Genomic DNA, 21,573 nt, shown 5'->3' with positions numbered 1-21,573 from the left:
AGCACGGCAAGGTTGGCCGCACAGCTTGCCCCCACCACAAAGCAGATTGCGCGTTTCGCAAACGCCCCCTGCCCGCGGCAGTGAAATACTGCCGCTTTGTTGCAAATCATTCTCAGGAACGAGCCATGATCGCCTCCGTACCCCGCACCGCCCGCCTCGGGCTTTCCCTGCTGGCCTTGCTGGCCAGCCAGCACGCCGCCGCCGTGGTGGTGAAAGACATCGCCGGCCGCAGCGTCAACGTGCCGGACAAGGTAGAGCGCGTGCTGCTGGGCGAAGGGCGGCTGTTCTACGCGCTGTCGCTGCTGGAAGGCAAAAAACCGCTGGCGCGCATAGCCGGCTGGCAGGGCGACTTCCGCATGCTGGACCCGCAAGGCTACGCCGAGTACCGCCAGCACTTTCCCGAGATCGACAAGATCCCGCTGATCGGCAAAACCAGCGAAGCCAGCATCAGCCCGGAAAAAGTACTGACCCTGCGCCCGGACCTGGCCATTTTCAGTACCTCCGGCCACGGCCCAAGCCTGGACAACCCCATCGTGCAGCAGCTGACTCAGGCCGGGGTGGCGGTGATCTTTGTCGATTTCCGCGACAAACCGCTGGAGCACACCGTGCCCAGTCTGCGCCTGATGGGCAAGGCGCTGGGGCGCAGCCAGCAGGCGGAAAGCTTCATCCGCTTCTATGAAGACAAACGCAACACCATCCAGCGCCGCCTGGCAGCGGTACCGGCCGCGCAGCGCCCGCTGGTATTTGCCGACGTGCGCGCCGGTACCATCGAGGAGCTGACCACCGCCGGCAAAGGCAGCTTTGGCGAGCTGGTAGAGCTGGCCGGCGGCCGCAACCTGGGCAGCGCACTGCTGGACGCGCCGCTGGGCCAGGTAAACCCCGAGCACGTGCTGGTACAGAAACCCACTCATTACTTTGCCTCCGGCGCGGCCGGCCCCGGTGACAAGACCGGCGTGAAGTTCGGCGCGGCCGTCAGCCGTGCCGACGCGCTGGCCTCGCTGGCGGCCATGGGCCAGCGCGAACAGCTCAAGGGCCTGCCTGCCGCGCGTGGCAGCAACACCTTTGCCGGCTGGCACATGTTCTACATCATGCCGCAGCACATCATCCTGGCCGAGGCCATGGCCAAATGGCTGCACCCGGCGCAGTTCAAAGACGTAGACCCGGCGCGTAGCTGGCAGGACATGCATCAGCGCTTTGCCGCCTTCACCCCGGCCGGCACCTACTGGGTGGGCAGCCGATGAGGGCAGGGCAGGCAAGCCTGGCCGGCTACGCACCGGCCTACCAGGCGCTGCAGTGGCAGCGCCTGCTGTGGCTGGCGCTCTGGGCCGGCGTCATCGTGCTGTCGCTGCTGGCCGACTTTACGCTGGGGCCGGCGGCGCTGAGCCTGGGCGAGCTGTGGCAGGCGCTGTGGCAGCAGGGCGACGCCACCAACCAGATCATCGTGTGGGACATCCGCCTGCCGTACGCGCTGATGGCGGTACTGGTGGGCATGGCACTGGGCCTGGCCGGCGCCGAAACGCAAACCGTGCTGCACAACCCGCTGGCCAGCCCGTTCACGCTGGGGCTGGACCAGGCCGCTGCGCTGGGCGCGTCGCTGGCCATCGTGCTGCAGGCCAGCCTGCCCGGCGTCAGCGGGCCGTGGATGGTGTCGGCCAACGCCTTCGTGTTTGCCATGGGCAGCGCACTGCTGCTGGACGCGGTGGCGCGCCGCGCGCGGCTGTCCGGCAACGGCGTGGTGCTGCTGGGCATTGCCATGCTGTTCAGCTTCAACGCGCTGGTGTCGCTGCTGCAGTTCGTGGCCAGCCCGGAGGCGCTGCAAAGCATGGTGTTCTGGACCATGGGCAGCCTGTCGCGCGCCAACTGGCCGGTACTGGGCCTGGTGGCCGCCGCGCTGCTGCTGGTGCTGCCGCTGTCGCTGCGTAGCGCCTGGCGCCTGACCGCGCTGCGGCTGGGCGAAGACCGGGCGCAGAGTTTCGGCATCGACGTGCGCCGCCTGCGCCTGGCCAGCCTGCTGCGCGTCAGCCTGCTCACCGGCCTGGCGGTGGCCTTTGCCGGCACCATCGGCTTTATCGGCCTGATCGCCCCGCACATCGCCCGCCGCCTGTTCGGCGAAGATCACCGCTTTTACCTGCCGGCTTCGATGCTGATCGGCGGCGCGGTGCTGTCGTGGGCGTCGCTGGCGTCGAAAAACCTGCTGCCCGGCATCATCATCCCGGTAGGCGTGGTCACCGCGCTGGTGGGTATTCCCTTTTTCGTATCAGTGGTGTTCCGCCACGGAGAACGCGCATGAACGACGGCCTGTTACTGCAAGGCGTGGCCGCCAGCTACGGCCGCCGCCAGATCCTGGCCGACATCAGCTGCCCGCCGCTGCTGCGCGGCGAAGTGGCCGCGGTGCTCGGCCCCAACGGCTGTGGCAAGTCCACGCTGCTGAAAACGCTGGCCGGCCTCTTGCCGCTGCACGGCAGCGTAACGCTGGACGGCCAGGCGCTGGGAGCGCTGCCGCTGGAAGCGCGGGCGCGCCACGTGGTGTACCTGCCGCAAAGCCTGCCACCGGCGCTGCACCTGCGGGTGGTGGAATCGGTGATGGTGGCGGCCAACGCCACCGGCCTGGGGCTGGCCAGCCGCCACGCCGCCGCCGACATCGACACCCTGCTGGCGCGGCTGGGCATTGCCGAGCTGGGCATGCGCTACCTGGACGAGCTGTCCGGCGGCCAGAAGCAGCTGGTAGGCCTGGCGCAGGCGCTGATCCGCCAGCCCGACGTGCTGCTGCTGGACGAACCGCTGTCGGCGCTGGACCTCAACCACCAGTGCCACGTGATGCAGCTGGTGGCCGAGGAAACCCGCCGCCGCCGCATGGTGACGCTGGTGGTGCTGCACGACCTCAACATTGCCCTGCACCACTGCCACCGTGCGCTATTACTGAAACAAGGCGCCGTGCTGGCCTGCGGCCAACCTGCCAACGTGATTACCCCGGCCACGCTGGCCAGCGTCTACGGCGTGCAAAGCCGCGTCGAAGCCTGCTCGCGCGGCCGCCTCAATGTACTGATCGACGGCGTCATCGCCTGAACCACCCTGCCCAGAACGCATCAGGAGCCCGCCATGAGCCGCCCCACCGACCGCCTGTACCACTTCGACACCCGCGTGGTTCGCGCCACCCAGCTCACCCCGCGCATGCGCCGCATCACGGTGAGCTGCCCCGAGCTTGCCGTGTTCCACGTGGAAAACGGCCCCAATATCAAGCTGTACTTTCCGCTGCCCGATGGCGGCCGCGCCTCGCGCGCCTACACCGTGCGCCACTTCCGCCGCGACGCGCTGGAGCTGGACATCGACTTCCTGCTGCACGAGCCGGACGGCGCCGCCTCGCTGTGGGCGCGCCACGCCCAGCCCGGCGACCCGCTGGCGGTAATGGGCCCGCGTGCACCGCTGGATGTGGCCGGCGAACGGCAGCTACTGCTGCTGGCCGACCTGTGCGCACTGCCCGCCGCCAGCGCGCTGCTGGAAAGCCTGCCCGCCGATACCTGCGGCCACGCGCTGCTGGCGGTGCCGGCGGCCGACGAAATCATCCCGCTGCAACACCCGGCCGGCGTCAACGTGCAATGGATAGTGGCCGATGCGGTGGATGCCTTGCTGCCGGCGCTGGACGCGCTGCCGGCCAGCCAATGGCAAGACGCCTACCTGTGGGCCGCCGCCGAGTCCGGCGTGGTAAAAGCCATCCGCGCGCGCTTCATCGCCGCCGGCCGCAGCAGCCGCGCGCGCACCCGGCTGGTGGGCTACTGGAAACAGGGCCTGGCCGAGCACGAGTACCACGACCTGCGCCACGTAGAAATGGACGAGGCTTGAAATCCGCCGCAGCCATCACCATGATGGCTTAGGGCCTGTTAACGCTATTTTTGATGCGGCGGCGCTTGTCAGGCGGCGGCAATGCACGAAAAACCGGGCGCAGCAGGGTTTGACAAAGCAGTGCCCCGCATGGCGCGCGCCCCGAAGGGCAGGCCCGATAAGCTTCCCACTGCGGCGTTGTCAGGCTTGCGCTGGGAACCACCCAGCGCATCGCCCTCCGCCTGGCATTGGAAAACTTCTCGAGCCTGCGCCGCAGCAATAAATAGTGTTAACAGGCCCTAGTCCATCGCCAGCCCGACCTGGCTGGCAATACGGCCCCCTTCGTTGAGGATACAAGATGAAACTGTTCTACTCCCCCGGTGCCTGCTCGCTGTCCCCGCACATTGCCCTGGCAGAAAGCGGCCTGCCGTACCAGTTCGAAAAAGTGAACCTGCGCGCCGAGCCGCGCCTCACCGAAAGCGGCGCCGACTTCCGCGCCATCAACAGCAAGGGCTACGTACCGGCGCTGCAGCTGGATAACGGCGAGATCCTTACCGAAGGCCCGGCGCTGGTGCAGTACATTGCCGACCAGGCACCCGAGAAAAACCTGGCCCCGGCCAACGGTACGCTGGCTCGCTACCGCCTGCAAGAAGCGCTGAACTTCATCTCCACCGAAGTGCACAAGGGCTTCTCGCCGCTGTTCCACAGCCAGGACGAGGCGGTAAAAGACGCCGCCTGGCAGCGCCTGACCACGCGCTTTGATGCGCTCAACAGCACGCTGGGCCAGCAGGACTACCTGCTGGGCGATAGCTACACCGTGGCCGACGGCTACCTGTTCGTGTGCCTGTCGTGGAGCAAATACGTTGGCCGCAGCCTGGACGCCTGGCCGGCACTGCAGGCCTTTAGCACCCGCATCTTTGCCCGCCCGGCGGTGCAACAGGCCATGAAGGAAGAAGGCCTGCTGTAAGCGGCCAACTTGCCCGCTACCACCACGCCCTGCCTGTGCAGGGCGTTTTGCCTTGTACCCGCCCGATAAAGGACACCGCATGACCCACCTTGTGAACGTAGACGGCCTGATCGCCGCCCAGCGCGAATTTGCCGCCGCCCGCCAGTGGCAACCGTTTCACACCCCGCGCAACCTGATGCTGGCGCTAACCGGCGAAGTGGGCGAGCTGGCCGAGATCTTCCAGTGGAAGACCGACGCCGAGGCCGCCAACCTTGCGGCCAACCCGGCCGAGTACACCCACTTGCAGGAAGAGCTGGCCGACGTGCTGATGTACCTGGTGCGACTGGCCGATGTGACAGGCGTGGACCTGAACGCCGCCGTGGCCGACAAGCTGCAGAAGAACGCCCGCAAGTACCCGGCAGACGGCAGCCGCGCACTGGGCTAAGCCTGCGTTGTCAGGCGGGCGGCATTTATTGCACACTCGCGCCATCAGCCGGCACCCGACCGGCTACCAACACGAGTAAGCACACCATGACACGCCAACTGTTTGCCGCCAGCTTGCTGGCCGTTGCCGTTAGCAGCGCCTGGGCCGCCCCGGTCAAGCTGCGCCTGCTGGAAACCAGCGACATCCACATGAACCTGGTGAACTACGACTACTACCAGGACAAAGCCACCGATGATTTTGGCCTGGCCAAAACCGTCAGCCTGATCAAGACCGCCCGCGCCGAAGCCAAAAACAGCGTGCTGATCGATAACGGCGACCTGCTGCAAGGCAGCCCGATGGGCGACCTGGTGGCAAAAGTAAAACCGCTGAAAAAGGGTGAAACCCACCCGGCCTATACCGTGATGAACGCGCTGCGCTACGACGCCGGCAATATCGGCAACCACGAATTCAACTTCGGCCTGCCGTTCCTGAAGCAAGCGCTGCAGGGTGCCGCCTTCCCTTATGTGTCGGCCAACGTCACCGACGCCAAAACCGGCAAGCCGCTGGTACAGCCCTACACCCTGCTCAAGCGCAAGGTGCAGGACGAAGACGGCAAGACGCACACGCTCACCATCGGCGTGATCGGCTTCGTGCCGCCGCAAATCCTGATGTGGGACAAAGCCAACCTGGAAGGCCGCGTGCAGGCGCAGGACATCCTGGAAAGCGCCCGCCGCTACGTGCCGGAAATGAAGAAAAAAGGCGCCGACATCGTGGTAGCGGTGGCGCACTCCGGCTTCGAGAAGGGCGAACAGCCGCGCTTTGCCGAAAACTCGGTAGCCGGCCTGGCCGAGGTGGCGGGCATTGACGCCATCCTGTTCGGCCACGCCCACGCCGAGTTTCCGTCCAAGGCGTTTGCCGACTACCCGAAAGTGAATATCGACAAGGGCACCATCAACGGTGTGGCCGCCACCATGCCCGGCCGCTGGGGCGACCACCTGGGTGTGATCGACCTGACGGTGGACAAGGTTGGCCGCAGCTGGAAAGTAATCGACCAGCAAGCCAGCCTGCGCCCCATCTTCGACAAGAAAGCCAAAAAGCCTACCGTGGACGCCGACCCGCTGGTGCGCGAGCTGATCGGCCACGTACACGACGATACGCTGAGCTACGTGCGCGGCCAGGTAGCGCAAAGCACCGCGCCGATCTACAGCTACTTTGCCCAGGTAGCCGATGACCCGTCAGTACAGATCGTGTCGCAAGCACAGCTGTGGTACGTGCAAAACGCCGTGCGCGGCACCGAATACGAGAAGCTGCCGCTGCTGTCTGCCGCCGCGCCGTTCAAGGCTGGTGGCCGCCAGGGCTGGGGCTACTACACCGATATTCCGGCCGGCCCGCTGGCCATCAAGAACCTGGCCGACCTGTACATCTACCCCAACACCCTGAAAGTGGTGAAGGTAAAAGGCAGCGACGTGCGTGAATGGCTGGAACGCTCGGCCGGCCAGTTCAACCGCATCGACCCGCAAGGCCCGGCGGCGCAAGAGCTGATCAACCCCGACTTCCGCTCCTACAACTTCGACACCATCGATGGCGTCAGCTACGACATCGACGTGACGCAGCCCTCGCGCTACGACATGGACGGCAAGCTGGCCAACGCGGCCGCGCACCGCATCGTGAACCTGCGTTACGACGGCAAACCGCTGGATGACAGCCAGACCTTCCTGGTGGCCACCAACAACTACCGCGCCAGCGGCGGCGGCAACTTTGCCGGCCTCAATGGCAAGCAGATTGTCATCGATGCGCCGGACGAAAACCGCGAGGCGCTGGCGCGCTACCTGGCCAGCAAAGGCTCGGTAAACCCAAGCCGCGACAACAACTGGCGCATCCTGCCGGTAGCCGGTGTCGGCCTGCGCTTCAGCACCGGTAGCGGAGCCCGCTCTGTACTGGCGCGCCACCCGGAATTTAGCGTGGTACGCGATAACGGCGACGGCTCGCTCAGTATCGAGCTGATCAAATAGCAGTGTTGCATAAATGACAAAAGGCTGGTCAATTGACCAGCCTTTTTTATAGAAACATACCTTAACTTATTAGCATTGTATTGCTAATTGTCATTAAATTTAAAACACAAGTCATGACGATTTCAAGCAACTGTTAACCTATTTCTTTTTGTAGACAGCCACTTGAGCGGACATGACGCTATCTGACCACTCGCTTACCCCGCAAACCGGCCACGCACACCCGGATGCCGCACGATTGCAGCAAATCCTGGATTTGCTGCCCCACCCCGTCATGTTGTTCCGGCCAGACCATACCGTGGAATACGCCAATGCCGAAGCGCGCCGCCAGTACGGCGAGCCAAAGCACGGGCCGTGCCACCACTACATCCACGGCAGCAGCCAGCCTTGCGAAGACGACAAACCCTGCCCGCGGCAGCAGGTTATCGAGTGGCGCAAGCCCGTCACCAGCGAGCAAACCTGCACCGACAGCTTTGGCCAGCAGCGCTTTTACGAAATTACCCTGGCACCGCTATTCAACGCCCAGGGCGAGCTGGATGGCCTGCTGGAAACCCACCACGATGTCACCACCCGCCGCCAGGAAGCGCAGCGCCTGCAGCTGCTGCAAGGCCACCTTACCGAGCTGGCGCACCGCGACTCGCTGACCGGCCTGGCCAACCGCCGCTATCTGGAGCTGAAGCTGGACAACCTGGCCAAGGACAACACCGCACGGCTGTGTGCCTTGCTGTTTCTGGATCTGGACCGTTTCAAGGCCATTAACGACGTACACGGCCATGTGATTGGCGACCGCGTACTGTCTACCATGGCGGCGCGCCTGCGCGGCGTGGTACGCACCAGCGACCTGTTGATCCGCGTGGGCGGTGACGAGTTTGCCGTGCTGCTGGAAAGCACCAATGAAAGCGGTGCCCGTGCCGTTGCCAACAAGATCATCGCCACGCTGTCCAGCCCGGTAGACGGGCTGAGCCTGCCCAACAGCGTCAGCGCCTCGGTGGGCATTACCCTGTTTACCAGCGGCAGCGTAATGCCTCGCGATATCCTTACCCAGGCCGACAGCGCCATGTACCGCGCCAAACGCCGCGGCGGTAACGACCGCGAGCTGGTTAAACTCTAAGCACCGCACCAAGACAATGCGGCCAACCCTGGCACCAGGGTTGGCCGCATTCATTTGGCAAACATTCTCGCGCTTACAAGAAACGCAGCGGGTTGACCTTCCACTTTGCCGGGTCTTCATGGCTGACAATCTTGTCGCCGCCACCAAAACCCAGCGGCTTGGCCAGGTTGACGATTTCGGGGCTCAGGTAAACGCCGCTCTTGGTACTGAAAAACGTCTTCACGGTAGGCTGTAGCAAGTTGCCCTCGTTCTGCTCTATCACCACGCCCAGCTTGCCCGACTCCAGCAATACCAGCGTGCCCACCGGGTAAATCCCCACGCAGCGCATGAAAGCTTGTACCAGCTTGGGGTCGAAGTGGTATTTGCTCCACTCGTACAGCTTGCGCAGGCCGTCGGTAGCCGACAAGCCCTTGTGATAGCAACGGTCGGCGGTAATGGCGTCATACACATCCACAATGGCCGCCATTTTGGCCATGGTGGTGATCTGCTCGCCCGGCAGCTTGTGCGGGTAACCGCTACCATCCACGCGCTCGTGATGGTGCAGGGTGATGTCCAGCGGGATCTCGCCAATGCCCGGGGTTTTCAGCAAAATCTCGTGGCCGTCGCCAGGGTGGCGGCGGATGATGTCGAATTCTTCGTCAGTGAGCCGCCCCGGCTTGTTCAGGATCTCGTCCGGCACCAGCGCCTTGCCGGTATCGTGCAGCAAACCGCCCAAGCCCGCCTGGCGGATCGCCTCGCGGTCCATGCCTACCGAGCGGCAGAAAGCAATCATCAGCGTACCGACGCTGACCGAGTGCAAAAAGGTATAGTCGTCCTTGTTCTTGATGCGCAGCAGCGTGGTCAGTGCGCCGCCGTTGCGCAGCACCGATTCGGTAATGGACTCGATCATCGGGTCCACCTGCTCCAGCTCTACCGCCTTGCCCAGCCGTACATCCTGCATCACGGTTTTTACCAGCGTCTGCGCCTGGTTCTTGATGCGGGCGGCACGCCCCATCTCGTCGGCAAACGATACCTGGATAATGGGCGAGGGTTCTTTGCTGGCAATCTCCAGCATCTCTTGCTGCAGTGTTTCCTTCACCTCCTGTTCGGTACGGGCGTGCCGAACGTCCAGCCCCTTCTGGGTGTCGATGTACACCTCATGAATGCCGGCCTCGACAATCTTGGCAATCTCACTGTCTTGCTTCAGCAAGAAGCTCTTGCGAAAGAACGGGTGAGAAGCCCAGTCGCAATTCAGGTCATGCACGAACATGCCGACTTTTAGATCAGAGACATCTATACACTTAATCATTTAATTACTGAAAGCTATATAAAGGGGTGGCGCCGCACAAACCGGACGAGCAAGGCTACAGGCAATAAACCGAAACGGACACAGGTATCTTGGCAATTCATTATCGAAGCCATACCAGCACAATGCCAAGCCCCATTTATTACCAAACGTAAACCCACTCGTGTACCCAGCCAAGTGGTCTGTTGTATTTCACGTGCAGCTCCCGCCCAAGGCGCCGCAGGTTTGATCATTTTCTATTCATTAGCCCCTGCCGGGCGTAATGTCTTTAATAAAACGATACGTAGAAATACGGATGGCGGGCTTCTATCCTTCAAGCGAAGCACCGCCCTGACTCAGCACAAGGAATGCAAAATGGGAAAAACAGCCAAGTGGGGACACCTGGGTAACCGCATTATTGTGGTGGCTGGCGTAGCCATTGCGGTGGGATTCAGCAGCATGATCGGCCTGATCGCCAAGCAAAGCTATGACTCGGCCAAGGAACAGGGCTACCAGCTGGCATCAGAGCAGGCCGGGCGTTTTGCCGATGCGGTAACGGGTGACCTCAGCCGTGGCTTTGCCACGCCCAAGCACCTGGCTGATGCGGTGGCGGGCATGCAGCGCGCCGGCGTGGTAGACCGCAAGGTCATCGACAACACCATTCTCAACCTGCTGGATGCCGAGCCCCAGATCATCGGCATGTGGATGCTGTACGAACCCAATGCCCTGGACGGCAAAGACGATGCCTTCCGCCTGGACTGGCCGCGTCACGACCCCTCCGGCCGTTACAGCCCGTACATGACACGCGGCAGCGATGGCAAAGCGGCACAAGACGTGATGATGTCCAAAGACCGGGTGGAAAAATTCCCCGAGTGGAAAGACAAACTGACCGAATACGTGCCCGACTACGACAAGCCAGGCTGGGGTGACTTCTACTACGTACCGAAAACCCGTGGCCGCGACACCATTACCGAGCCTTTCTTCTACGAAGTACAGGGCAAACAGGTACTGGAAAGCTCGCTGGCCGTTGCCATCAAGGATAAATCCGGCAAATTCCTGGGCGTGGCAGCGGCCGACCTGGCACTGGACACCCTGCAGAAGAAATACGGCAGTGTGAAACTGTATGAAACCGGCTTTGTGCGCATGGTGTCCGAAGGCGGGCTGTACGTGGTGAACCCAGATGCAGGCCTGGTGGGTAAACCGCTAGCCAAGGAAGACGTGCTGAGCAGCCATATCGAACAAGTGAAAAAGGGCGAAAGCTTTGTTTATGAAGACGGCGGCTTCACCCACTTTTTCTACCCGATCAAGGTGGGTGAAACCGGCCAGTTCTGGTCGGCAGGCGTTGCTATCCCCACCGCGGCCATTACCGAGTCGGCGGCCAGCCAGCGCAATGTGGCCATCATCATCGGCGTGGTGGCCCTGGTCATCATCCTCTTGGTACTGGCTGCCGTCGTACGCGCGCTGACCCGCCCGCTGAATACCCTGGCCAACACCATGGAGCAGCTGGCCAGCGGCAAGGGCGACCTGACCGTACGCATCAATGTGAGCAACCGCGATGAAATCGGCCACACCGCCGACGCCTTCAACCGCTTTATCGATAGCCTGCGCGAGATGTTCATCGACGTTCGCGAGCAGAGCCTGGCCGTGAGCCGCAGCGCCGGCCAGCTGGCCGACAGCGCCATCAAGGTGGAACAGGCCTCGGCGCAGCAATCCGACGCGGCCAGCGCCACCGCCGCCGGGGTAGAGGAGGTCACCGTCAGCGTACAGCACATCGCCAACTCGGCCAGCGACGCCGAAGGTATCGTGCGCGAAACCGGCCAGCTTACCGAGAAGAGTGTCGCTACCGTGGGCCAGGTGACCGACGAGATCCAGCGCATGACCAGCAGCATGCAGGCGCTGGCCGACCGCATGGGCGCGCTGGGCGAGCGCTCGCAAGAGGTCAATACCATCGTCAACGTGATCAAGGACATTGCCGACCAGACCAACCTGCTGGCGCTGAACGCCGCCATCGAAGCCGCCCGTGCCGGCGAGCAGGGCAGGGGCTTTGCCGTGGTAGCCGACGAAGTACGCAACCTGGCCGGGCGCACCGCCGAAGCCACCGTACAAATCAGCCGTATCGTCAACGCCATCGGCAGCGAAACCAGTGATGCGGTGGCCGACGTAAAACATAGCCGCGACCTGGTCGCCGTCAGCGTGGACATTGCCCATGCGGCCAACCAGGCCATGCAAACCGTGCAGGAAAAGAGCCACACCCTGGTGATGTCGATTGGCGACATTGCCTCGTCCACACGCGAGCAATCCAGCGCGACCACCGAAATCGCGCAGAACGTAGAGCGCATCAGCAATATGGCGCATACCAACAGCGACATCGCACGCGAGGTACGCAGCGAGGTAGAACAGCTGCGCGAGCTGTCTGGCAACCTGGAGCGGCTGGTGAGCAACTTCCGGCTGTAAGGGCAAGCAGCAGGGTTTCACCCCGATCAAAAGCCACCCGGCAACGGGTGGCTTTTTTCATGACCTCGGCATGCATGATCATACGGCGCCCACCGGGAGAAAGCTGCCATGGACTGACCCGCCCACCTGACTGCTGCTCGGCGCGCCGGCCACACTGCTGGAGCCGCGCTGGCGGCCATGGTTGGCCGCAGGCTTCGTGCTGTTGGCCGCACGGCTGCTGACAGGCTAACCCCTACCCACGCCGCACAGGATTTCGTATAATCCCGCAGTTTCGTTCGCGAGCCGCGCCATGATTCCTTCCCGCCCACGTACTGCCGCTTTTGTCGCCCTGGCGCGAGGCGTTGCCGTTGCCGGCCGTGATCGACATGCCGCCGGGCCCGACCGTTTTTGTAAAAAAAGCTCCTGATTGCTCAGGGGCTTTTTTTTCAGCCTTGTTTTTGTCATCTGCCGGAGCGACCCGCCATGCCCAACCCGCTTTATCGCAAGCACATTATCTCCATCCCGGACTTCAGCCGGGCTGAAATGGAGCTGGTGGTGGAAACCGCCGCGCGCCTGAAAGCCAACCCGCGCGCCGACCTGCTGCAGGGCCGCCTGATCGCCACCTGCTTTTTCGAACCATCCACCCGCACCCGCCTGTCGTTCGAAACCGCCGTGCAGCGCCTGGGCGGCACCGTGATCGGCTTCTCCGACGCCGCCAGCACGTCTACCAAGAAGGGTGAAACCCTAGCCGACACCGTGCGCATCATCAGCAGCTATACCGACGCCATCGTGATGCGTCACCCGAAAGAGGGCGCCGCCCGCGTGGCCAGCGAATTCTCTGCCGTGCCCATCATCAATGGCGGCGACGGTGCCAACCAGCACCCGTCGCAAACCCTGCTGGACCTGTTTACCCTGCGCGAAACCCAGGGCCGCCTGGACAACCTGACCGTGGCCTTTGTCGGCGACCTGAAATACGGCCGCACCGTGCACTCGCTGGCGCAAGCGCTGTCGCTGTTCGGCGCCAAGTTCTACTTTGTCGGCCCCGAAGCACTGGCCATGCCGGACTACCTGTGCGAAGAGCTGGACGAGCGCGGCATCAGCTACACCATTGCCAGCACCATCGAAGAAGTGATCCCGCACATCGATATCCTGTACATGACCCGCGTACAGCGCGAGCGCTTTGACGAGGCCGAGTACCAGAAGATACAGGGCCAGTTCGTGCTGCGCGCCGACATGCTGCGCCACGCCCGCCCCAATATGAAGATCCTGCACCCGCTGCCACGCGTGGACGAGATCGCCACCGATGTGGACGCTACCCCGCACGCCTACTACTTCGAACAGGCGAAAAACGGCGTGTACGCCCGCCAGGCGCTGCTGTCGCTGGTACTGAACGAAACGGTGTGAAAGGAAAAACCATGAGCGAAAAAGTCTACGCCCGTAATGTCGAGGCGCTGAAAAACGGCACCGTGATCGACCATATCCCCGCCGGCCTGGGCCTGCGCATTCTGGACCTGTTCGAGCTGACCAGCTACGGCGAGCGCGTCACCGTGGGCCTGAACCTGTCCAGCGGCCACATGGGTAACAAAGACCTGATCAAGGTGGAAAACCTGGTGCTGACCGAAGGCCAGGCCAACGAGCTGGCATTGCTGGCCCCCAAGTGCACGGTGAGCGTGATCGAAAACTTCGAGGTGGTGCGCAAACAGAAGCTGGCGATACCGGCCGAAGTCACCGACCTGTTTGCCTGCCCCAACTCCAACTGCGTGTCGCATGTGGAGCCGGTACAGAGCCATTTCAGCGTGCGCGTAACCGAACACGACACCAAAATGAAGTGCAAGTATTGCGAAAAGGTGTTCAGCAAGGATATTGTTGTCGCCGTGCGCTAAGTCGTACAGAGGGAAATAGATAACCAGCTACCGCCACGATGCGGTAGCGGTGACAACATGACGAACGCCACTGCCTGCCGGCAGTGGCGTTTTGTTTTGCGGCCAACCCTGGCCCGGCAGCGTTCAGCCTTGCAGCATGGCGTGGCATTCTGCCGATGCCGGCCACGCCGCCGCCCAGCCGGGCAAGTCAGCTGCGGGCATGGGCCGGGCAATACCGTAGCCCTGGCCCAGGTGGCAGCCCAGGCTGCGCAGCGCGTGGGCATGGGCGATGGTTTCCACGCCTTCGGCAATCACATCACGGCCAAAGGCACGCGCCAGGCTGATCACGCCTTCTACCAGCGCGCGGTCTTCGCTGTTTACCAGCATGTCGCGCACAAAAGACTGGTCTATCTTCAGCAACGATGCCGGCAAGCGTTTGCAGTAAGTCAGGGACGAATAGCCGGTGCCAAAGTCATCCAGCGCAAAGCTCACGCCCAGCGCCTGGCAAGCCTGCATCACCTCGGATACCTGATCCATATCGTGCAAGGCCGCGCTTTCCAGGATTTCCAGCTCCAGATACTGCGGTAACAGCGCCGGGTAGCGCGCCAGACTGTGGGCCAGCTGCGCGGCAAAGTCGGGCTGTTGCAGCTGGCTGGCGGCCACATTCACACTCACGGTCAGCGGCAGGCCTTCGCGCTGCCACATGGCCAGCTGGGCCAGCGCGGTATCGATCACCCATTGCCCCACGCTGACAATCAGGGGGCTGTCCTCGATCAGCGGCAAAAATGCCCCCGGCAGCAACAGACCCAGCGCCGGGTGCTGCCAGCGCAGCAGCGCCTCGGCGCCCACGATGCGGCCATCCTGCATATTGACCTTGGGCTGGTAATACAGGCACAGCTCGCCCCCCGCCAGCGCATCGCCAACCCGGGCTTGCTGTTCGCTGTGGTTGCGCTGCTGGCGCGCCTGCTGGCTGTCAAACAGCTGGTAACGGTGGCGCCCCTGCTGCTTGGCCTGGTACATGGCCTGGTCGGCGTGGCGCAGCAGGGTATCGGCGTCGCAGTCGTCGTAGGGGAATAGCGTAGCGCCGATGCTGGCGGTCAGTTGCAACTGCAGCTCGCCCAGCTGCAAGGGGCGGGCGATTTCGTGCAGCAGGCTTTGTAGTGCGTGCTCGCATTGCGCCGGGCTGGCCAGCTCGGTAAGCAGAATCACGAACTCGTCCCCGCCTAGCCGCGCCACGGTATCGCCGCCGTGTACCAGCTGGCGCAGGCGCTCGGCCAGCGCCACCAGCACGCGGTCGCCCATCTGGTGGCCGTAGCGGTCGTTTACCGGCTTGAAGCCATCCAGGTCCAGATAGCAGACGCCCAAGAGATGCTGGCTACGCCGCGTATATGCCAGCGCCTGCTGCATACGGTCGGCCAGCAGCACGCGGTTGGGCAGCTCGGTGAGCGCGTCGTAGTACGCCATTCTTTGCAAGCGGGCTTCTTGTTGTTTCAGCAAGGAGATATCGGAGAACACGCCCAGGTAATGGCTAAGTTGGCCGCTACTATCGTACACGGCCGACACAGTCAGCAGCTCGGGGTAGCTATTGCCGTCGCGGCGGCGGTTCCAGATCTCGCCTTGCCACAAGCCTTGCTCGCGCAGGGTTTTCCACATTTGCTGGTAAAAGTCATCGTCGTGCCGCCCGGATGACAGCATATTCGGGTTATGCCCCAGCACCTCTTCCCGCGGGTAGCCGGTAATGCGCGAGAACGCCGGGTTTACCTCCACGATCTGCCCCTGCGGAGTGGTGAGCATGATGCCTTCGCTGGAGTGGCTGAATACGCTGGCGGCCAACTGCAGCCGGGTCACCGCCTGCTTGCGCTCTATGGCCAGCGCCACCAGATGGCATACGCTGTGCAGCAAATGCTCGTCGTGCGGGTCCAGTGCTTCGTCGGCCTGGCCTTCGATATACAGCTCGACCAGCATATGGCCATCCAGCGCAGGAACTGGCAGGCATAGACAGCCTGCCGGTGGCGGAGCCGTATCATCCGGCAGGCGGAAAGTACAACGGCGCTGTAGCAGGGTTTGCAGATAGCTGGCCACCCGTTGCAGGCCCTGCAGTAGCGGCGGGTCGCTGCTCATGCACTCCAGCAAAAAGGCGCGGGTTTCTTCCAGCCGCCGGCTGCGTACCTGCTCTTGCTGCATGGCGATGCGGTCCAGCGCGTAGCCAATATCGCTGGCCATTTCGCTAAACAGGTCGACCAGCTGTTGGTCAAATTCGAAATCGGCACCGTAGTACACCGCCAGCACCAGCTCTGCGTCCCCCCCGTAGCGGATAGGAAACGCAGCCGTCGCGCCCCAGCCAAAACGCTCGATACGCTGTGCCCATTGCTCGGCCAGGTCTGGCTGCCCGGCCAGTAGCTGGCGCGCCAGCTCGCGAAAACTGGGGATCACCACCGGCTGCTGCTCGAGTACCGCGCGCGAGGCCGCGCCGCGGCTTTCGGTTTTGTCCGGGCGAGTCCACACGGTAATCTCGTCCAGGTACGCCGCGCCACTACCGTACACAGCCAGAGGCTGCAGGTATTGCCCGTCGGCATCGTGCCGGCCTATCCACGCCATGCGCTGGCCGCCGTGCTGTACGGCAATCTCGCAGATACGCTCGAACAGGCGCTGCGGGTCTTGCTCGCGCACAATGGTCTGGTTGGTAAACGACAAGGCCGCGTAGGCCTGGTTGAGGCGGTGAATCTGCTGGGTGGCCGCTTTCTGGGCACGGATATTCTTGAAGGTGGTCACCACGCCGGTCTGGCAGCCTTCCTCGCACAGGGCCGTTACCGTCAGCCACACCGGCAGAAAGCTGCCGTCCTTGCAGATCAGGTATTCGTCACAAGAGCGCGGCTGGCCGTCCAGCATGGTTTGCGTCACCGGGCAGTCGGCCACCGGATAGGGGCGGCCATCCGGGTAATGGTGGTGTACCAGCTCGTGGGCGCTGCGCTGTGCCAGCTCCTGGCGGGTATAGCCCAGCATGGAGAGTGCCGCGTCGTTCACAAAGATGCAGCGCCCGTCCATATCCGAGCCCCACACGCCTTCCCCCAGGCTTTGCAACAAGGTGGCCTGCTGGTTCTGCATGCGCCGGTGCTGTGCTTGCAGTGCCTGGGCATGGCGGTGGCGGCGCCAGGCCAGCCACAACAACCCGCCCGCCAGTACCGCCAGCGCGGCACTGAGCAGCCACGGCCCGGGCAGGTGCACACCCCGCTCTGCCGCCAGGCCGGGGCGCGCCAGCAAGGGCAGGGTGGCAAGCAGGTATCGTGGGCGCAGGGGCATGGTATTGAGGGGTTCCGTGGGTCAGTGCAGGCCGGAGTGTAACGTGTCACCGGGTGGTAGCGGCGGCTGGCGTGGCAAGGTAATGACAATGCGCAAACCGCCCACGCTGCCAGACTCCAGCCTTATTTGTCCGGCATGGCCACGCACGATCTCGCGCACGATGGCCAGCCCCAGGCCGCAACCATCGCCACCCGCCTGCTGGCCGCGGTAAAAGCGCTCGAACACCAGCGATTGCTCTTCTGGCGGAATGCCGGGGCCGCTATCGCTGATCACCAGCTCGACTTCGCCACCGCGCTGCCAGGCGGATATCGTTATCTCGCCCCCGGGCGGCGTGTAGCGCACGGCGTTGTCGATCAGGTTGGACAGCATTTCGCGCAGCAACAAAGGTTGGCCGCACAGCAGGGCGCTATCGTCGCCTTCGTAGCCCAAGTCCAGCGCCTTATCCAGCGCCACCATGACAAAGTCCATGGTGACTTCGCGCGCCAGCTCGGCCACGTCCAGCTCGCGGGTGTCGTGCTGCGCCGGGCCGGGCTCTGCCCGCGACAGCGCCAGCAGCTGGTTGGCCAGGCGAATCACCTGGTCGGTAGAGTGCACCAGCGCCGCCAGCCCGGCTTGCTGCTCGGCGGGGTCGGGCTGGCGCTGGGTGTATTCGGCCTGGGTTTTCAGCAGGGTAAGCGGTGTGCGTAGCTGGTGGGCGGCGTCGGCAATAAAGCGCTGGCGGATGGACAGCTGGTTTTCCAGCTCGGACAGCGCGGTGTTCAGCGCCATCACCAGCGGCTGCAGCTCTTTTTGCACGCTGCCGACGTCCAGCTGCAGCGACGGGTCACCGGCGCGCGCCTTGAGCGTGCTGCGCAGGCGGCCCAGCGGGCGCAACGCACGGTTGATGCCAATGGCCACCAACAGCGCCGCTACCGCACCGATCAGCCATTGCTGCGCCAGTGATTCGGTAAACAGCCGCCGCGCCAGCGAGGCGCGCGACAGCGTGGTCTCGCCTACCTGCACCAGCAGCAGGCGCTGGCTGCCGGCGTAGTACAGCGGCACCGCCAGCGCCACGCTGCGGATGGCTTCGTCGCGAAAGCTGGCATCGTAAAAACGCAGCTCGCCGGCACCGGGCAGGGTGGCCGGCAGCGGCAGGTCGGCGTCGCCGGTAATGGTAGAACCGCCGGCAAAGCCGATGCGGTAGAACACGCGGTCCTGGAAGTGCGGGTCGAACATTTCCAGCGCCGCCACCGGGATATCCACCACCAGCTCGCCATCCTGCACCACGATGCGCTCGGCAATGCTGCGCGCCGAGGCCTGCAAGGTGCGGTCGAAGGCCGCGTTGGCCGCCTCGCGCGCGTTGTCCTGCGCCAGCCAGGCTGTGGCTGCCGCCAGCGGGATCAGCGGGATCACCACCCATTGCACCAGCTGGCGCCGCAGCGAGAGTGTCATTTGGCCACGTCCAGCATATAACCCAGCCCGCGCAGGGTAAGGATGGCCACACCGCTACCAGCCAGCTTCTTTCGCAGGCGGTGCACGTAGATTTCCATGGCATCCGGGCTCAGGTCCTGGTCCAGCCGCACGATCTGGTCGGCCAGCACCTCTTTGCTCACCGGCTTGCCCTGGCGGTACAGCAACACTTCCAGCACCGCCATTTCGCGCGGTGTCAGCGCCAAAGGTTGGCCGCACACGGCAAAGCGCTTGTGCGCCGGCTCGAACACCAGCTCGCCACACTGCAGCACGCCGCCCTCGCTGCCCTGGGCGCGGCGCAGCAGGGCGCGCACGCGAGCCTCCAGCTCGGCCAGCTCGAAGGGCTTCCCCAGGTAATCGTCCGCACCCAGGTCCAGGCCGTGTACCCGCGCATCGATGCCGGACTGTGCGGTGAGCACCAGCACCGGCACACGGTTGCCACGGCGGCGCAGGCGCTTCAGTACCTCGAAACCGTCCATACGCGGCAGGCCGATGTCCAGAATCACCAGCGAATAGGGCTCGTAGGCCAGCAGCTGGTCGGCCTGCACGCCGTCGGGTGCAATATCCACCGCGTGGCCGGCCGCGCTCAGGGCTTTTTGCAGCCAGGTGGCAATGTCGTGGTTGTCTTCTACTAGCAGCAGTCTCATCGTGCTCTCTGTCTGTGGGCTGTGGCCCTGCCCGCGGTGCTGGCCCGCAGTTGGCCGCATTTATTGCTGTGTTGTCTTTTCATCGTATCACCCGATCGCCGCCTGCCAAGCACCTGTCAGGGGCAGGTTGCGGCTTTCTTGCACCACTGCTGCCCGCCTGTCAGACAGTGAAAGGGAAATGAAAGCTAGCCCTGCCTAGACTTGGTGCAACCGTAAGGAGTTGTACATGCGCCGTTTTCTGCTCACCTGTCTTTGCCTGGCCATCAGCCCGCTGTTGCTGGCGGGAAATGGCATGCAAAGCGGTTTGGGCGAGGCGGCACGACGTGAAGGCACCTTGCTGGTGCACGCCACCATAGACCGCGAGCAAGTGGCGCCGCTACTGCAGGCCTTCCAGCAGCGTTACCCGTTTATCCGCGTGCAGTACCAGGAGCTGAACAGTGCCGACATTTACCGCCGCGCGCTGGGTAATAACGCCGCCAGCGGCGACGTGCTGTGGAGCTCGGCGATGGATCTGCAGATCAAGCTGGTGAACGATGGCTACGCCCTGCGCTACAGCTCGCCGCAAAAAGATGCGCTACCCGACTGGGCCTCGTGGCGGGATGAAGTGTACGGCACCACCTTCGAACCGGTGGTATTTGCCTACCACAGCCAGCGGGTAGCCCACATGCCGCGCACGCATACCGACCTGCGCCGCATGCTGCGGGCGCAGCCCGGCCAGCTGCGGGTCGCCACCTACGACGTGGAGGCCTCCGGTGCCGGTTACCTGTTTTTCAGCCAGGACTCGCGCCATAACGCCGAGTTCTGGGACCTGGCCGCCGCGCTGGGCCGCAATGTGCGCTTTCAGGAAGGCAACAGCCTGACCCTGCTGCGCCGGCTGTCACAAGGCGAGGCGGATATTGCCTATAACGTGCTGGGGCCCTACGCGGTGAGTTTTACCCGCCACCAGCCCCAGGTGCGCTGGGTATTGCCGCAAGACTACGCGCTGGTGGTAACCCGGCTGATGCTGATACACAAGGCCGCACGCCATACCGCAGCGGCCAAACTGTGGACCGATTTTGTGCTGTCGCGCGACGGCCAGCACGTACTGTCGCAAGGCAGCGGGCTGCCGCCCATACGCGAAGACCTGCCGCGGCAGCTGGGCAATATCGACCTGAAACGCAATGCGGCCAACCTGAGGCCGATTCAGGTAGGCAGCGGGCTGCTGGTGTATCTGGATACGGCCAAAAAGAGCCTGTTCCTGAAACGCTGGCGCGACCAGCTGCCGGCGGCCACCCGCCCGACACACTGAACAAGATTAAACATCGTCCCGCCCCGAGGACGTATTACTCGCTGTACCACAACACTGGAGAGATTCATGAAACTGAAAACCCTGCTGGTTTCCTGCCTGGTAGCCCTGGCGCCGATGGCCGCACAGGCACAAGTTGAACAATTCAAGATCATGGCTCCGGCCAACCCGGGCGGCGGCTTTGACACCATCGCCCGTACCCTGGGCGAGGCGCTGCAAGCGTCGGGCCAGGTCAAAAGCGTGGTCGTGGAAAACAAGGCCGGTGCCGGTGGTGCCATCGGCATGGCGCAGTTCGTGAATAACGAAAAGGGCAACCCGAACGCCCTGCTGGTAGCCGGTGCCGTGACTGTAGGCGCGCTGGAAACCAACAAGTCGCCAGTGAACTTTGGCATGGTGACGCCGATTTCCCGCCTGATGGGCGAGTTCAACGTGATCGTGGTACCTACTGCGTCGCCGTACAAATCCATCAAGGACCTGATGGCCGCCTACAAAGCCAACCCGGGTGCGGTAAGCATCGGTGGCGGCTCGGCCGGTGGTATTGACCACATCATGGCCAGCCTGATGTCGGAAAAAGCCGGCGTGGACCCGGACAAACTGAACTACATCCCGTTTGCCGGCGGTGGCGAGGGCAAGGCTGCCGTACTGGGTAACCAGATTGCCGCCTACATCAGCGGCTACGGCGAGCTGGCCGACCTGATCAAGGCAGGCAAGGTACGCGCGCTGGGCATTTCCGCTGCTACCCGTAACCCGGACATCCCGGTACCGACCATCCGCGAACAGGGCACCGACGTGGTGGTGTACAACTGGCGTGGTGTGTTTGCGCCCCCAGGCATCAACGCCGCACAGAAAACCCAGCTGATCAAAATGGTGGAAACCGCGGTGAAATCGCCAGCCTGGAAAGCCAAAGCCGAGAAATTCGAGTGGCTGGACATGCTGCAAAGCGGCGACAGCTTCCAGACCTTCCTGAACGAAGACATCAAGCGTACCGCTGTGACTGTCAAGAAACTGAAGCTGGGTAACTAAG

At 63.5% G+C, this 21,573-nt stretch carries 17 protein-coding genes; 13 read left to right on the top strand and 4 right to left on the bottom strand.

Annotated features, from left to right (window positions below):
• Positions 1–125 precede the first annotated feature (125 nt).
• The 8 genes from LCH97_RS12790 to LCH97_RS12755 all read left to right on the top strand — a co-directional run bounded on the left by LCH97_RS12790 (position 126) and on the right by LCH97_RS12755 (position 8,309).
• Positions 126–1,241: an ABC transporter substrate-binding protein gene (locus tag LCH97_RS12790; protein ID WP_227302023.1), complete on the top strand. Its 1,116-nt coding sequence runs from the start codon at positions 126–128 to the stop codon at positions 1,239–1,241.
• Positions 1,238–2,290, top strand: coding sequence for an iron ABC transporter permease (locus tag LCH97_RS12785; RefSeq protein ID WP_017507683.1), 1,053 nt, complete (start codon positions 1,238–1,240; stop codon positions 2,288–2,290). Before LCH97_RS12790 ends, LCH97_RS12785 begins: the two co-directional genes overlap by 4 nt.
• Positions 2,287–3,066 (top strand): ABC transporter ATP-binding protein, encoded by a 780-nt coding sequence (locus tag LCH97_RS12780; protein ID WP_227302022.1) that lies wholly within the window; start codon positions 2,287–2,289, stop codon positions 3,064–3,066. Before LCH97_RS12785 ends, LCH97_RS12780 begins: the two co-directional genes overlap by 4 nt.
• A 33-nt stretch (positions 3,067–3,099) precedes the next feature.
• Positions 3,100–3,840: a siderophore-interacting protein gene (locus LCH97_RS12775; RefSeq protein WP_227302021.1), complete on the top strand. Its 741-nt coding sequence runs from the start codon at positions 3,100–3,102 to the stop codon at positions 3,838–3,840.
• 337 nt (positions 3,841–4,177) lie between these two features.
• A complete protein-coding gene (gene gstA / locus LCH97_RS12770) occupies positions 4,178–4,786 on the top strand; it encodes a glutathione transferase GstA (protein ID WP_227302020.1) in 609 nt (202 codons plus the stop codon).
• A gap of 79 nt (positions 4,787–4,865) precedes the next feature.
• Entirely contained in the window at positions 4,866–5,210 is a 345-nt protein-coding gene (locus tag LCH97_RS12765) for a nucleotide pyrophosphohydrolase (RefSeq protein ID WP_227302019.1), read from the top strand.
• An 86-nt stretch (positions 5,211–5,296) separates the two neighbouring features.
• Positions 5,297–7,201: a bifunctional 2',3'-cyclic-nucleotide 2'-phosphodiesterase/3'-nucleotidase gene (locus LCH97_RS12760; protein ID WP_227302018.1), complete on the top strand. Its 1,905-nt coding sequence runs from the start codon at positions 5,297–5,299 to the stop codon at positions 7,199–7,201.
• Positions 7,202–7,373: 172 nt separating this feature from the next.
• The gene (locus tag LCH97_RS12755) at positions 7,374–8,309 is read left to right on the top strand and encodes a sensor domain-containing diguanylate cyclase (RefSeq protein WP_227302017.1); all 936 of its coding nucleotides are present in this window, start codon (positions 7,374–7,376) and stop codon (positions 8,307–8,309) included.
• A 73-nt stretch (positions 8,310–8,382) separates the two neighbouring features.
• Here the strand turns inward: LCH97_RS12755 and LCH97_RS12750 are convergent, their stop codons facing one another.
• Positions 8,383–9,558 (bottom strand): HD-GYP domain-containing protein, encoded by a 1,176-nt coding sequence (locus LCH97_RS12750; protein WP_255619213.1) that lies wholly within the window; start codon positions 9,556–9,558, stop codon positions 8,383–8,385.
• Positions 9,559–9,948: 390 nt separating this feature from the next.
• Between LCH97_RS12750 and LCH97_RS12745 the strand changes: the two genes are divergently transcribed.
• From LCH97_RS12745 to pyrI, 3 genes are all read left to right on the top strand, one after another.
• Positions 9,949–12,027, top strand: coding sequence for a methyl-accepting chemotaxis protein (locus tag LCH97_RS12745; RefSeq protein WP_227302015.1), 2,079 nt, complete (start codon positions 9,949–9,951; stop codon positions 12,025–12,027).
• 462 nt (positions 12,028–12,489) lie between these two features.
• A complete protein-coding gene (gene pyrB / locus LCH97_RS12740) occupies positions 12,490–13,410 on the top strand; it encodes an aspartate carbamoyltransferase (protein WP_017507673.1) in 921 nt (306 codons plus the stop codon).
• An 11-nt stretch (positions 13,411–13,421) separates the two neighbouring features.
• Positions 13,422–13,889 carry an aspartate carbamoyltransferase regulatory subunit gene (pyrI, locus tag LCH97_RS12735; protein ID WP_017507672.1) on the top strand — a complete coding sequence of 156 codons (468 nt, stop codon included), beginning with the start codon at positions 13,422–13,424 and terminating at the stop codon, positions 13,887–13,889.
• Positions 13,890–14,012: 123 nt separating this feature from the next.
• Here pyrI and LCH97_RS12730 read toward each other — a convergent pair whose 3' ends face one another.
• Genes LCH97_RS12730 through LCH97_RS12720 form a run of 3 tightly spaced genes read right to left on the bottom strand, consistent with a single transcriptional unit; the run spans position 14,013 to position 19,264 of the window.
• Positions 14,013–17,168 (bottom strand): EAL domain-containing protein, encoded by a 3,156-nt coding sequence (locus LCH97_RS12730; RefSeq protein ID WP_227302014.1) that lies wholly within the window; start codon positions 17,166–17,168, stop codon positions 14,013–14,015.
• A gap of 21 nt (positions 17,169–17,189) precedes the next feature.
• Entirely contained in the window at positions 17,190–18,599 is a 1,410-nt protein-coding gene (locus LCH97_RS12725) for a sensor histidine kinase (protein ID WP_227302013.1), read from the bottom strand.
• On the bottom strand, positions 18,596–19,264 hold the full coding sequence (locus LCH97_RS12720) for a response regulator (RefSeq protein WP_227302012.1): 669 nt from the start codon (positions 19,262–19,264) through the stop codon (positions 18,596–18,598). Before LCH97_RS12720 ends, LCH97_RS12725 begins: the two co-directional genes overlap by 4 nt.
• Before the next feature lie 226 nt (positions 19,265–19,490).
• On the opposite strand from LCH97_RS12720, the gene LCH97_RS12715 reads away from it, so the two are divergent.
• A complete protein-coding gene (locus LCH97_RS12715) occupies positions 19,491–20,552 on the top strand; it encodes an ABC transporter substrate-binding protein (protein ID WP_227302011.1) in 1,062 nt (353 codons plus the stop codon).
• A 66-nt stretch (positions 20,553–20,618) separates the two neighbouring features.
• Complete coding sequence (locus LCH97_RS12710) at positions 20,619–21,572, top strand: tripartite tricarboxylate transporter substrate binding protein (protein ID WP_017507667.1); 954 nt, start codon at positions 20,619–20,621, stop codon at positions 21,570–21,572.
• The last annotated feature ends 1 nt before the right edge of the window (position 21,573 follow it).

Origin of the sequence: Vogesella sp. XCS3 (genome assembly GCF_020616155.1) — a bacterium.
GTDB lineage: Bacteria > Pseudomonadota > Gammaproteobacteria > Burkholderiales > Chromobacteriaceae > Vogesella.
This window is presented reverse-complemented; position numbering and strand designations above follow the sequence as displayed.